This is a genomic window from Paludibacterium paludis (genome assembly GCF_018802605.1).
Classification (GTDB): domain Bacteria; phylum Pseudomonadota; class Gammaproteobacteria; order Burkholderiales; family Chromobacteriaceae; genus Paludibacterium; species Paludibacterium paludis.
Window position 1 is genome coordinate 2,218,957 of sequence record NZ_CP069161.1, and the last position, 13,117, is coordinate 2,232,073.

Below are 13,117 nucleotides of genomic sequence, written 5' to 3' on the forward strand. Positions count from 1 at the left end.
GATGGTGCTTCAGTCCAGAGAGTTGGCTTTGCGGCTTTCCGCAATCGCCGCCCAGAGCCGGTCGGCAAGAAGAGGGTTGTCGCGGACGAATGATTTGCCCAGCATAAGGTAGTAGGCCTTGGTGGCGAAAGGCGGGCCGACGCGCTCGATGCGGTCGGCCAGGAGCCGGTTCTCGCGCAGCACCGGATCGGCGACATGACTTTGCAAGACCACCGCCGCCACCCGGCCATGCAGCAGTTTCACGAAATTGGCCTCGGCGCCGGGCGCCCCGTCATCCACTTCGCGGCCTTGCCGACGAAGCTCGGCCACAACCGAATATCCGGCAGGCGCCCCGACCGGGCCGGCCAGCCGGGAAAAACCGCGGCCATTCCAGTCAACCTGACTGCCCTTGAGCCGGTAAACATGGTAATGCAGGCTCAGCATGCGACGTGAGGGGTCGGGAAACCCGTGCAGCATCGGAAAAGCGCCCATCTGCGCGCGCTGCCTTGAATAACTGATCGAAAACAGCCCGTCGCGCCGACCGGCTGCCACTTCATTCATGCAGCGCCGCCAGGGGATTTCCTCCACCACGATTTTCACGCCGATGTTGCGGCCGACATCGCGCAGTATCCGGGACGTATTGATGGCCTTGCCGTTATGCCGCGCAGCCTCGACCACGGAAGCGTCGGTGCACAGATTGAGGGAGGCAGGAGCCGCATGGACGGCGGAAAGCGGCAACAGGCCGAAGACTGCCGCGCATGCCGCCCACAGACGAAATGATTGGAACCCTGGCACCGGTTCGTTTCCTGTAATCGTTTTTCATTGAGCAACAGTCTAACATGCGTGAACGTCATCATCGCCAGACTGGCAAGATTCACCATGGCGCCCTCGCGATGTCCGCGCCTAGCGCTCCGCCTCCAGGATCCCGCATGCATGATCCTGCAGCACCTCTCCCGAGGCCGGATCGAGCAGCGTGCGGCCCGCTTCGTCCTCCAGAACGGCAAACCCGGGAGAACCGTCACGCAGCCTCGCCGCGACAACGACGAGGGTATGCCACCCCATCCGCGAAGGCTCGACATTCATCCCGTCGGCCAGCAGGCGAAAGGGATTCCACCCCACCAGATGCTCCGATGACAACCATAAGATCCGATAGGCTTTGCCATCGATGCCGCCGGGAACCGCGTGCCAGCGCCCGTCCGGCTCGCCAGGGTGCTCGCGCAAGAGGCGCGCGACATCGCGCCGCACGCAATCGATATGGATATGCAGCTGATTCTGAGTGCGTCCGAACCGCGAATTGACGGCCAACGAAACCGCCTCGCGCGGCACCGGCCGACCCAGCCTGGCCGCCATCCATCGGCGAGCGCGCCAGGCCTCGGCCCAGTAGTTCGTCGACGACGGCGCCAGAATCGCCGGATCCTCCATGCCGGTAATGCGATCGGCGGGCATCAGCAGGAACTGGGCGACGCCGGTGCGATCCTTGAGCACCACATATCCAGGCTGATCCGTGACCGAAGGGCGCGCCTCGACACACGGCGATGGATCCCCCCGCAGTGTCGCGCCCAGTACGCAACGCTGCGTGAGCGCCCATAGCGCCGATCCGCCTTGCTGCGCGCCGCCGACCGTCGAGGAGCTCACCAGCAGCGCCGTTGCCAGCCACGTCAAACGCGCCCGGGAAACAATCCGAAACCGAACCACGCATGCCTTCCGATGAAAAAATGGAGTCCCGCTCACGTTAGCGGCCCCACCCTTTGCTAGCAAGCCGCAAAAAACCGGTTTTGCGTATTTCACAAAGTATTTTGACGTTCGCTCAATCGCGAGGAACCGCGAGGACGATGATACTCGAAAGTTATTTCCTTATTAAATGATAATGGTTATCATTATATGATTTACAACGGAGAGGCAGTATGAAAGGCTTACGGGCAGTCATGATCGGGCTGGCGCTCGGCCTGGCGACGGCGACGGCTCCGGCGGCGACCGTCAAGGACATCGCGGGGCGCACCGTCACGGTGCCGGACAATCCCAAACGCGTGATCCTCGGCGAGGGGCGCCTGTTCTACGCCATGGCGCTGTTGGAGGGCAAGTCGCCGTTCGCGCGCATCGCCGGCTGGCAGGGGGATTTCCGCCGGCTTGACCCGCAAACCTATGCCCTCTATCGTCAGCGCTTTCCTGAAATCGATCGTGTTCCGCTGATCGGCAATGCCAGCGAAGACACCGTCAGCGTGGAAAAAATGCTCAGCCTGCGCCCGGATGTCGCCATCTTCAGTGTATCCGGGCACGGACCGGGTATTAAAAACCCGATGGTCGACACCCTGACGCGCGCCGGCGTTCCGGTGGTGTTCGTGGATTTCCGGGACAAGCCGCTGGAACACACCGCCCCCAGCCTTCGACTGATGGGCAAGGTGCTCAAGCGCGAGGCGCAGGCCAACGCCTACCTCGCCTTCTATGACACGCATCTGGCGCGCATCAGGACCCGGGTCGCGAAACTCGCGCCCAAAGACCGTCCGCTGGTCTTCATGGATGTGCGCGCGGGTTCGATGGATGCCGTCACCTCGGCGGGCAAGGGTAGCGTCGGCGAGTTCGTCGACATCGCGGGCGGGCGCAACCTTGCCGCCGCCCTGCTGCCCTCCCCGCTGGGGCAGGTGAACATAGAGACCGTACTGGCAAGCCGCCCCGCTCTCTATCTGGCGACCGGCGCCGGCGCACCCGACGCGGCCGCCGGGGTCAAGCTTGGCGCGGCCGTGAGCGCCGAACAGGCCCGCGCGTCGCTGATCGCCACCGGGGCCCGCGACCAGCTCAAGGGACTCGAAGCCGGGCGCAACGGACGAAGTTTCGCGCTCTGGCATCATTACTACATCTCGCCCTACCACATCGCCGCGATCGAGGCGGTGGCGAAATGGCTGCATCCGGAACGCTTCGCCGACGTCGATCCCAACGCCACGCTGCGCGACATTCATAAACGGTTTCTCGCCATCGAGCCGACCGGCACGTACTGGGTAAACAGCCGATGAGCCAGACACACTCCCTTCCGGGCGGAGGCGATCTGCTCGCCCGACACTACAGAAAACTCACCCTGCGCCGGACGGCCTGGCTCGTCGCGCTGGCCGCGCTCATCACGATCTCCGTGGCGCTGGACTTCACCCTCGGCCCGGCCGGACTGACCACGCACGAGCTGTGGCAGGCACTGAGCCGCTCGGCCGACGGCGACGCCATGCACCGGATCATCGTCTGGGACATCCGGCTGCCCTACGCCCTGCTGGCAGTGGCCATCGGCATGGCGCTGGGACTCGCCGGCGCGGAAATGCAGACCGTGCTCAACAACCCGCTGGCCAGCCCCTTCACCCTGGGGCTCTCGTCTGCCGCGGCCTTCGGAGCCTCCCTGGCGATGGTGCTGGGGCTGAGCCTGCCGGGCGTGGCCCCCCACTGGGTGATTTCGGTCAACGCGTTCGTGTTCGCCATGTTGAGCGCCCTGCTGCTCGATGGCGTCGCCCGCTTCGGCCGCATGTCCACCTCGGGCGTGGTTCTGTTCGGCATCGCCATGGTGTTCAGCTTCAACGCTCTCGTCTCGTTGATCCAGTTCGTGGCCTCGCCGGAGGCGCTGCAGGGGTTGGTGTTCTGGACCATGGGCAACCTGTCCCGCGCCAGCTGGCAAAACGTTTCGCTGGTCGCGCTCGCCGTGGCGCTCCTGCTGCCGCTGGCGATGCGCGACGCCTGGCGCCTGACGGCGTTGAGGCTCGGCGAGGAGCGCGCCGAGAGTTTCGGCATCGACATCCGCCGCCAGCGCCTCGTGTCATTGCTGCGCATCAGCCTGCTGGCCGCGGTGGCGGTGGCGTTCGCCGGCACCATCGGCTTCATCGGATTGGTCGCGCCGCACATGGCGCGCCGGCTGGTCGGCGAGGATCACCGCTTTTATCTGCCGGCCGCCACGCTCACCGGCGGCGCCGTGCTGTCGCTGGCCTCGGTGGCGTCCAAAAATCTCGTGCCGGGCATCGTGATTCCCGTCGGGATTGTCACCTCGCTGGTGGGCATTCCGTGTTTTCTGATGATCATCTTTGCCGCGAGGAACCGCGCATGAACGCCGGACTGACCATCCAGGACCTGTCCGTCGCCTACGGACGACGCCGGATCCTGCATTCGCTGACAGCCGAAGCGCCGATGCCGGGCGAAGTCGTGGCGGTGCTCGGGCCGAACGGTTCGGGCAAATCGACCCTGCTCAAGGCGCTTGCCGCGCTGGTGCCGTCCAGGGGCGATGTCCGCCTTGACGGGCGCGCCGTACTGGCCATGTCGCGCGAAGATCGCGCCCGCCGCGTGGTCTACCTCCCACAGGCGCTTCCACCCTCGGTGCACCTCAGGGTATTCGAGTCCATTCTCGTGGCGGGCAACGCCGGCGAGCGCGGTCTCGCGCAAAAAACCCTGACCCCCGTGGTGCAGGGCATACTCGAACGCCTGGGCATCGCGCATCTGGGCATGGCCTTTCTCGATGAGCTCTCCGGGGGGCAGAAACAGCTGGCGGGGCTGGCGCAGGCATTGGTGCGCGATCCGGAGCTGCTGCTGCTGGACGAACCTTTGTCGGCCCTCGACCTGCATCACCAATTCCAGGTGATGGCGCTGATCCGGGAAGAAACCCGCCGTCGCGGCATGGTGACGCTGGTGGTACTGCACGACATCAATATCGCCCTGCACCATACCGACCGGGTGCTGCTGGTGGCGGACGGCGGATTGGCCGGAGCCGGACGCCCGGAGGATGTCATCACGCCGGAGAGCCTCGCGCGCGTTTACGGGGTCCGCGGCCGTCTCGAGCGCTGCTCGCGCGGACGCCTGAGCGTCCATATCGACGCCCTGGCCTGACCCCTCTTCAGCCGCGCCTTGCCGCCCGGCTTGGCGCCATGCCGAATTCCCTGCGGAAAGCCGTGGCGAAATTGGCAGGGTTGCCGTAGCCGGCGGCCAGCGCGGCCTCCGTCACGCTCACCCCCTCGTGTTCCAGCAGGCGCTTCGCTTCGGCCAGACGCCGGGTGCGTACGTAGTCGTACACGGTACGCCCGGTGTAAATACGGAAATGCCGCTGCAAGGTGCTGATGCTCATGCCGGCCTCCCGCGCCAGATCGCCAAGCTGCCAGTCGGCATCGCCCGCCGCATCGATCCAGTCGCACAAGGCGCGCATCTGCCGCTCGACCCGCGCCGGCAAGGCCGCCGGCCGCGGCTCCCCCGCCAGCGCTCCGAGCGCCTCCTGGACAATGTCCAGGCATCGCGACTCGAGAAACAGCCGGCGCATCCTGACCGGCATCGGCGGCGGCGCCATCAGCTCGCGCGCCTTGCCAAGCGCTTGCCGCGAGGGCTTCCACGGACGGATGGCCAGGTGTTCGGACAGAAAGGCCTCCAGCGCCCGATCCAGTTCGTCGTCGCCTTGCGAGCCTTCATTGAGCCAGGATTCGGCCAGGGTCAGGTTGACCACGCACTGCGCGTTCCCCGGGACAAGCCGGCGGCTGAACAGTTCGGGCCGGGCGATCGACACGATGGCCGTCGACGGTCCGGTTTTTCTTTCGTTTTGCAGACCCAGCGCCAACCTGCGTCCGCCAAACGACACATTCGCGCAACCCTCGAGCACCAGCGGGAGGCGCAATCCGCACCCGAGCTGCGTCGAACGCACGCTTTCGCCGGTATCGGCCTCATCGATTTCTCGTGCGGCGTACAAGGTCAGTCCTTCGCGCAGAACTTCATGGAAAAACACGGGTTGGCGGACAGGTAAGCTCATGACATGCGGCGCTTTTTCAAAACAGAGATTTCACAAAACACTTTGCCGTTTTGGCAAAGGCATTTCCGGACAACAGGTGAAATACTAGGCCGGCCTCGAATTTATTGCAAATCATTCTCATTAAGAACAACCTTCCCGAGTCGGGAAGCCCAAGGGATAACGTCATGAAACACAAACCACTGGTTCTGACCTGCGCTCTGGCCGGCGTCTGGGGAGCGGCCCCCGCCAGCGCGCTGGCGGCCGAGCCCGTTGTCGTGCTCGATTCCGTCGTGGTCACCGCTTCCGGGTACGAACAGAAAATCAAGGAAGCGCCGGCCAGCATCTCGGTCATCACCCGCGAACAGCTGACACGCATGCCGGTGGCCAATCTCAATGACGCGGTGCGCCATCTCGAGGGCGTGAACATCGTCGGCGGCGACCCCAACGACAAGGATATCTCGCTGCGAGGCATGCCCGGTTCCTATACGCTCATCATGGTGGATGGCAAGCGTCAGGGCACCCGCGAGGCCATGAACCGGGGTACCGGCGGCGTCCAGTCCTTCTTCATGCCTCCCAAGGAAGCGATCGAGCGCATCGAAGTGGTGCGCGGACCGATGTCGTCGTTGTACGGCTCGGACGCCATGGGCGGGGTGATCAACATCATCACCCGCAAGATGCCCAAGGCGTGGCACGGCAGTTTCAGCGCGGGCGGCACCCTGCAAAAGCGCAAGGACGCGGGCAACGGCACCGAGGCCGGTTTCTGGGTCGGTGGCCCGCTGATTGAGGACACGCTGTCGCTGCAGTTGTACGGCAATTACCAGGAGCGTCACGAAGACGCGATTTTCTACCCGAGCAACACCACGGCGGGAGCCTCCGGAAACCGGGATTCCGATTACACCGCGAAACTCAACTACCGGCCGACCGCCAATCAGGACGTGGAGTTCGAAGCCGGGCACCAGAGCCTTCGCTATTACTCCAATCCGGGCAAGACACTGGCCGCTTCCGATAAAAAGAGCAGCACGACCCATGAGCGCGACCACTGGGCCATCAGCCATTCCGGCCGCTGGTCCTTCGGCAACACGCGGGCGGCACTGTATCAGGAAGAAGAAACGCTGAAGAACAGCACGTCCAGCAGCGAACCACGCATCACCAACACCACCTTCGACGGTCAACTGACGCTGCCTTTCGACCGGCATGTAGTGAAAACCGGCGCGCAGGCAGGACGTCAGGCATTGCGCGGCGTGGGCAAGGGAGACAATCAGCCGGGGCATCCGGCCAATGCCGACTCCATCAACGTCAACACTTGGGCCGTTTTCGCCGAGGACGAGTTCGCCGTCACCGACAAACTTACGCTGACCGGCGGTGCCCGCGTCGATCACCACTCGGTGTATGGATCGCACACCACTCCGCGCCTGTACGCCGTCTATGCGCTGACGCCGCAGTGGACATTGCGCGGCGGTGTGGCGACCGGATTCAAGGCGCCGACCCTGCGGCAGATTTCGCCTTCCTACTGCATGAGAACCGGCGGCGGCTCCTCCAAGCTTGGCACCCTGTGCGGCAATACCGAACTCAAGGCGGAAAAGAGCACGTCGGGCGAAATCGGTGTCCGCTACGATGGCACGGACCGGCAAAGCTTCAGCGTGACGCTGTTCAACAACGACTTCAAGGACATGGTCACCAGCTACGATACAGGCAAACCCGACAAACTGACGCCGGGAAGAAGTCTGTACATTTACGACAACATCGCCAAGGTAACCATCCGCGGCCTCGAAGTCGGCGCCGTTCAGCCGATCGGCCGGGACTGGAAAGTCACCGCCAAGTACACCTATCTCGACTCGAAACGCAAGGAAAGCCGCGAGACGACATTCGCCGGGCAGTCGCTCAACGGCCAGCCGCTCGACAGGACGCCCAAGCACAACCTGATGGTGCAACTTGACTGGGCGGCGAGCGAGAACGCCAATCTCTGGCTGCGCGGCAATGCCTACAGCAAAATGTACTGGGCGGCCTTCCGCAACGGCGCCAAAGGGGTGCGCGAACGCCCGGCGAGCCACACCTTCGATTTGGGCGGCTCCTACGCCATCACCAAGTCGCTGTCGGTCAATGCCGCCGTGCTCAACCTGACCGACAAGGTCCTGCCGATCGACACGCGCACTCGCGAAGAAGGGCTGTCCGGCAACTGGATGGTCGATGAAGGCCGCCGCCTGTGGGCCACCGTCAACTACCAGTTCTGATCTTGTCCCTGCACCCTGTTGTCCTCTTGCGCGCCGTCCGCTTTGCGGGCCGCGCGCTTTTTTCGGAAGGAATGCCATGCTCCCACCGCAGAACACCTGCACAATCACGCTGATCTCGCGGCGCCAGCTCTCCCCGTCCATGGTCCGCCTGACTTTTCACGGCAAGGTCGGGGATTTCCCGATCCGGCACGGACGCAACGTCAAACTGATGATGCCGTGCTTGCCGGGGCAAGGAGACGGCGTGGTCAAGCGCATCTACACCATCCGCCACCTGAACGCCGACGCCGGCACGATCGACATCGATTTCGTGCTGCACGAACCGGATGGGCCCGCCTCGCATTTTGCGCGGCATGCCGCCCCCGGCGACTCACTGCAGATGATCGGCCCGAAAGGCGCGCTGACCCTGCCCGCCGGCCTGCCGGTGTTCATCGCCGGCGACGCCAGCGCCCTCCCCGCCATCGGCGCGCTGCTCGAGTCCTTGCCGGCCGATGCCACCGGCACGGCGCTGATCCATGTGCCGCTTCCCGCCGACGAGCAGGCGCTGTCCTGTCCGCCCGGTGTGCGGCTGGTCTGGCTGCACGGCGGCGACACGGACATCCTTTACCGGCAAGCGGCGAGCAGTCCGGTCGACGACTGGCGCGACGCCTTCATCTGGGTGGCGGCCGAATCGGGCCTGGTGAGACGCCTGCGCGACCACTATGCCCGGCACGGCCGCCCGGGCCGTCACCACACGCGGATCATGGGATACTGGAAAGCCGGGCAGTCGGAAACCGAATACCATGAGGAGCGCCATCGGGAAATGGACGAGGATTGAACGAAAAAAACGCGCCGCGACGGTATCGCCCGGCGCATTCCTGTTTTATCATCGCTCCCTTTGCCCATTCCGTGCGTTGTCACGCCTGTTGCCATGACCGATCCGTTTGCCGCCTCTCCCGACGATATTGCCATCGATGACTACCTGTCCGAACACCGGGCGGCCCTGGTCCGGGCCGAGGGCAGTTACGCGCTGTCCGTGCATGGCGAACTGGACATCGACGGGCTCGCCGTACCCTACCATCTGGTGCCGGATGAAGGCTTTCTCGGCAAAAGCGGCAAATGGCGCAAGCTCGATGCCGCCTCGCGTCTCGAGCTGGTCATGGCGCGCTGGAACGCCGACAGTCAGGCCCGGCTGGAGAAACAGCTCGCGGCCTGCGCCCGGGAAGTGCTGACCATCGCCGGACGGGAAAGCCTCGACCCGTCGCGGGCGCTGGCGGCGTTTCAGGCAAAGTACGAGCTGGCGCGGGTGCGCTGCGCCATCGCGCTGGACCGCATCGCGGCGGCGCAGGGACGGGAAACCGCCACGCGCGCCGCGCAACGCGCCCGCGACGCGGTCAACCTGGCCCGCTATCCGGAATCGTTCCAGACCGCTCACGCCATGCAGCGCCATTTCATCGCTGTACTGGGCCCGACCAATTCGGGCAAGACCCATGCCGCCATGGAGCACCTGGAAAAAGCCGCCAGCGGGATCTATCTCGCCCCCTTGCGCTTGCTCGCCCTGGAAAACTACACCCGCCTGCAAAAAGCCGGCATCGCCGTCAGCCTGATCACCGGGGAGCAGCGCAAACTGCATCCGGAGGCCACGCACGTCGCGAGTACCGTGGAAATGCTCAATCCCGAACGGATCGTCGAAGTGGCCGTCATCGATGAAATCCAGTTGCTCGACGATCCGGACCGCGGCGCGGCCTGGACGGCGGCGGTGTGCGGCGTGCCGGCGGCCACCGTGTACCTGCTCGGTGCGCCGGAGGCCCGGGAAGCGATCGAGTCGCTGGTCGCGCGCGTGGGCGGCACGCTGGAAGTGCGTACGATGAAGCGCAAGTCCCCGCTGGAAATGGACAAGGCGCCGCTGCTGTCATTGAGCCATCTGCGCGCCGGCGATGTCCTGATCGCCTTCTCGCGCCGCGACGTGCTCAACTGGCGCGACAAGGTCATTGAAAAAGGCTTCTCGGTTTCCGCGATCTACGGAAACCTTTCTCCCGAGGTGCGCCAGGCCCAGGCCGAGCGCTTCGTCGCGGGGGAAACGCAGGTCGTTGTGGCGACCGATGCAATTGGCATGGGACTGAACACGCCGGCCAGACGGGTGATTTTTACGACGTCGAGTAAATGGGATGGCTATGCCGAAGGCACCATCGCCGCTCCGCTCGCCCGGCAGATCGCCGGCCGGGCTGGCCGTTTCGGACAGCACGAAGCCGGATTTGTCGCCGGTTTCGACGGACACACGCACAAGACGATCGCCGCCTTGCTGCGCCAGAAGCCGGAACCCCTGCCCACCAGCGGCTTTTTCGTGGCGCCGAATCTCGGTTACTTGCAGGAGATCGCCGATGCCACGGGGGAAACCTCGTTGCGCGCCCTGCTCGGTCTGTTCGCCAAACACATCAACGTGCACGATGAGTTTTTCCTGCCGGCCAACCTGTCCGAACAAATGGAAAAGGCCCAGTGGCTGGATACCCTGAGCCTTTCTCTCGCCGACCGCTTCACATTGAGTCTCTGCCCGGTCTCCACCAAGATCGCCATGCTCGACCGGGCATTGCGCGACTGGGCGGCGCTGCGGGCCCGGGGACGCCGCGCGCCGCTATTGCGCATGGAGGGCATGGGCGGACGCCATCAGCTGCAGTACCTGGAAGACACCTGCAAGCTCTACGCCGCCTACGCCTGGCTGGGATACCGGATGCCCGACACCTTCCCCGATGGCGAGATGGCGCAGTTGCTGATGCAGTCGACCTCGGAAAAGATCGACGCTTTGCTGCAGGTGCAGAACGCCCGGCAGCGCAAGGATCACCGCAAGCACACCGCCGCGAACAAGGCGGGACGGAATCCACCGCCCCGCCGTTTCACGCGCAAGTGATTACGGTTTGCGCGCCAGACACGTCCGGTAGCGGCCATCCACGCGCTGGGCGAACCAGGCGGTTGTCAGTTTTCGGGTGATTTTCGGGCTCTTCAGGTCGATCCCCGGCAGGCGCGCGCGCGGCGCGGCAGGGCCGGCGATGGCGTAAAGCCGCTGATAGAGCCGGGTGTCGGCGAAATCGCTGTACTTTTCCCGCGCGAGATCCCGGTCGATTTCGCTGCGGTTCATGCCAAGGCGACCCGCCAGGGTGTACAGCGCCTTTTGCGAAGCGCTGGTCTGGCCGGACGGTCGACTGTTTTCATCGTAGCGCAGCAAGTCGCCGTCGAGCATCAGACGCTGGCCGGTGAGTCTTGCCAGAATTTCCTGCACGGCCGCATTGCGGCTGGAATAGCGTCCGGCGTTATAGTCGGCGAAGCGGTAGACCATGTCGCTGTACGGGGCGGGATACTGCAGCAGCATGGCAATCCCGAAGTACGTCCCGCCCCGCCGGGAAAACACTTCCTGACGCAAGGGGCCGGAATGGGTGTATGGATACGGCCAGGCCCGCACATGCCCCTCGGCGAACTCCACGCTCACCTGCATCGGCCCGCCGGTGCGGATCGGATTGTGCATGCCGACAGGCAGTCCGATGGAGCGCGCCTCGGAGGCCATTTCCTCGTACAGCGCATTCATCTCCGTTTCCGTGCGCAGGCTGTCGATGCGCGCCTTGTAGCTGCGGCCGTCCCGTGACGGTTTGAGCAGGCCGGCTTTCACCAGCGGCATGGGCAAGTGATAGCGCGCGGCGCGCTCCTCGATCTTGCCCCAGACGATCTTCGGCAGCCCGGGCACCACAGGATCGGCCTGCCAGCTCGACTCCTGCTCGATCACCGCGGCGGCGGCGCAGAAATTTTCCGGGGTATAGGGGATCTTCAGCGCCCTGAACGCGCCGGAGATGTCGTCCACCCAGCCCTTCCGTCCCGGCATGGAGGCCGGCAGCAGCGCGGACAACAGCGCCCGCCCGGCCGCGTCGCTCAATTGCGGCACAGGCGCCGGCACGACAACGCGCGCGGGTGGCGTCGACGGCTTGACCGGCGGCGGCGCCACCGGTTCGGGCAGAGGTTCCGCCGCAGGCGTGGGGGAAACAGGGGTGACAACGGGAAGCGGGGTCGGTGTGGAGCACGCCGCCAATAACAGCACGACGCAGGCAACCGATAGTGTACGCAGTTTCACGGCAATCCGAACTTGAAACAAACAGCCGACAAGCTTAGGGCAAGCCGCCATGGAGCGCAAATCCGCGGCTGTCCGTCAAGGCCCGATGGGAGGATAATGGGCGCGATGCCGTCCCGCCGTGCCGGCGCCGAAACAAGGATTCCTCATGCAAACCGATACGCCGCTGGCCGCCGACTTCGAACGACTCCGCTCCGCGGGTTCATCCCTCACCTTGCTGCGCATCGGCGCGGATGTCCTGCAAATCGTTTCGGGCGGCGACCGAGGCCCGACCCGGTTCGACCTTCCGCTAGGGGAGCTTTTGCTGGCCAACGGGCATTTCCGCCATGAGCCACCCTCCGCTGCCGAACTGGAAAACGCCATCATGGTCGTCGAGGATACCCTCGCCCCGGTGCGGGAGCACCTTGCTGCGGACTCGCGGCTGATGAGCACCGATCCCGGCATTCGCCATATCGCGCGTGCCGCGGGACTTGCCGGCTCGGCCGGTGAATTCCTGACCCGGGACGCCATAGAAAATGCGTTCGGGCAGCTGTGCCGGATTGCGCTTGGCGCCCCGCGCCCGACGGGATTCCCCGACGGGAACGACTTTGCCGCCCGGTTACTGATTTTGCGTGAATGGACGCATCACATGGACTTTGACGGCATCACGCTGGCGGATTGACCGCTCCGTATACGCGAAGGTGTGTGTTGATCACAACATCACACCCTCGCCGAAAAGACAGGTTTTTAGAGCTAAAACGCCATCAGCCGCCCTGGACACGCATATTCATCAAAAAAAACCCCGATTCCTCTTGTTTTGGTTTGAGCACCGTTAACAGTTTGAGTATGATAGCTATGACTGAGCACTTTACTCGTCACAACTTTCAGGATAGATAGATAATGGCAACTGGTACCGTCAAGTGGTTCAATGATGCTAAAGGTTTTGGTTTTATCACCCCGGACGAAGGTGGTGAAGATCTTTTCGCCCACTTTTCCGCGATAAACGCCAATGGCTTCAAGTCGCTGCAGGAAGGTCAGAAGGTGAGCTTCGATGTCACCACCGGCCCGAAAGGCAAGCAGGCTTCGAACATCTCGGTGCTGTAAAGTACTGCG

General features: G+C 64.3%; 12 protein-coding genes. 8 read left to right on the plus strand and 4 right to left on the minus strand.

The window, feature by feature from the left end:
• Positions 1-9 precede the first annotated feature (9 nt).
• Together JNO50_RS10015 and JNO50_RS10020 are read right to left on the minus strand one after the other, a co-directional pair.
• Positions 10-774 (minus strand): substrate-binding periplasmic protein, encoded by a 765-nt coding sequence (locus JNO50_RS10015; protein ID WP_189535410.1) that lies wholly within the window; start codon positions 772-774, stop codon positions 10-12.
• A 108-nt stretch (positions 775-882) separates the two neighbouring features.
• Positions 883-1,674, minus strand: coding sequence for a CDP-diacylglycerol diphosphatase (locus JNO50_RS10020; protein ID WP_189535412.1), 792 nt, complete (start codon positions 1,672-1,674; stop codon positions 883-885).
• Positions 1,675-1,883: 209 nt separating this feature from the next.
• Here JNO50_RS10020 and JNO50_RS10025 point away from each other — a divergent pair, with 209 nt between their 5' ends.
• From JNO50_RS10025 to JNO50_RS10035, 3 genes are read left to right on the plus strand one after another with little or no spacing between them, the layout of a single operon-like run.
• Positions 1,884-2,987: an ABC transporter substrate-binding protein gene (locus tag JNO50_RS10025; protein WP_189535414.1), complete on the plus strand. Its 1,104-nt coding sequence runs from the start codon at positions 1,884-1,886 to the stop codon at positions 2,985-2,987.
• Positions 2,984-4,051: a FecCD family ABC transporter permease gene (locus JNO50_RS10030; RefSeq protein ID WP_189535416.1), complete on the plus strand. Its 1,068-nt coding sequence runs from the start codon at positions 2,984-2,986 to the stop codon at positions 4,049-4,051. The genes JNO50_RS10025 and JNO50_RS10030 overlap by 4 nt, the downstream gene beginning before the upstream one ends.
• Positions 4,048-4,824, plus strand: coding sequence for an ABC transporter ATP-binding protein (locus JNO50_RS10035; RefSeq protein WP_189535418.1), 777 nt, complete (start codon positions 4,048-4,050; stop codon positions 4,822-4,824). Before JNO50_RS10030 ends, JNO50_RS10035 begins: the two co-directional genes overlap by 4 nt.
• A gap of 7 nt (positions 4,825-4,831) precedes the next feature.
• Here JNO50_RS10035 and JNO50_RS10040 read toward each other — a convergent pair whose 3' ends face one another.
• The gene (locus JNO50_RS10040; protein WP_189535419.1) at positions 4,832-5,728 is read right to left on the minus strand and encodes a helix-turn-helix transcriptional regulator; all 897 of its coding nucleotides are present in this window, start codon (positions 5,726-5,728) and stop codon (positions 4,832-4,834) included.
• Between the two features lie 164 nt (positions 5,729-5,892).
• Here JNO50_RS10040 and JNO50_RS10045 point away from each other — a divergent pair, with 164 nt between their 5' ends.
• From JNO50_RS10045 to JNO50_RS10055, 3 genes are all read left to right on the plus strand, one after another.
• Positions 5,893-7,938, plus strand: coding sequence for a TonB-dependent receptor domain-containing protein (locus JNO50_RS10045; protein ID WP_189535421.1), 2,046 nt, complete (start codon positions 5,893-5,895; stop codon positions 7,936-7,938).
• 76 nt (positions 7,939-8,014) lie between these two features.
• Entirely contained in the window at positions 8,015-8,752 is a 738-nt protein-coding gene (locus JNO50_RS10050; RefSeq protein WP_189535423.1) for a siderophore-interacting protein, read from the plus strand.
• Positions 8,753-8,845: 93 nt separating this feature from the next.
• Complete coding sequence (locus JNO50_RS10055) at positions 8,846-10,819, plus strand: helicase-related protein (protein ID WP_189535425.1); 1,974 nt, start codon at positions 8,846-8,848, stop codon at positions 10,817-10,819.
• On the opposite strand, the gene JNO50_RS10060 is transcribed toward JNO50_RS10055, so the two are convergent.
• The gene (locus tag JNO50_RS10060) at positions 10,820-12,028 is read right to left on the minus strand and encodes a DUF1615 domain-containing protein (RefSeq protein ID WP_229804787.1); all 1,209 of its coding nucleotides are present in this window, start codon (positions 12,026-12,028) and stop codon (positions 10,820-10,822) included.
• 145 nt (positions 12,029-12,173) lie between these two features.
• Between JNO50_RS10060 and JNO50_RS10065 the strand changes: the two genes are divergently transcribed.
• On the plus strand, positions 12,174-12,686 hold the full coding sequence (locus JNO50_RS10065) for a hypothetical protein (protein WP_189535429.1): 513 nt from the start codon (positions 12,174-12,176) through the stop codon (positions 12,684-12,686).
• Between the two features lie 218 nt (positions 12,687-12,904).
• Complete coding sequence (locus JNO50_RS10070) at positions 12,905-13,108, plus strand: cold-shock protein (protein WP_189535431.1); 204 nt, start codon at positions 12,905-12,907, stop codon at positions 13,106-13,108.
• Positions 13,109-13,117 lie beyond the last annotated feature (9 nt).